The following is a 249-nucleotide window of genomic DNA, read 5'->3' as shown; positions in this document are numbered from 1 at the left end:
TTCTATTCCACTCGCCATTTGCAAAGTACTTAATCCGAATGATGTTGCAATACCTACAGTAACTCCTGCGATTGCAATAATATCAATCGTATGTCCAATTGGACCAAAGACTCTTCTACCAATGAGTGAAAAATAAGTTGAACTAACTAGTCCAGGTAACTCTTTTCTAAATTTTGCAAAGGCAAGTCCAAGGGCAACTATCGCATAGACAGCCCATGGATGAAGTCCCAATGAAATACACCATATAGT

1 protein-coding gene is annotated in these 249 nt (G+C 38.6%); it reads right to left on the bottom strand.

Annotation, left to right across the window (positions count from 1 at the left end):
- Window positions 1-249: BCCT family transporter (locus AOA61_RS23900; protein ID WP_218197374.1), on the bottom strand; the 249-nt coding region annotated here is incomplete at both ends.

This window comes from Pseudomonas sp. 2995-1 (genome assembly GCF_002742505.1).
Lineage (GTDB): Bacteria > Pseudomonadota > Gammaproteobacteria > Pseudomonadales > Pseudomonadaceae > Aquipseudomonas > Aquipseudomonas sivasensis.
Note: the sequence above shows the minus strand (reverse complement) of the source record. Positions and strands in the feature narration are given on the sequence as shown.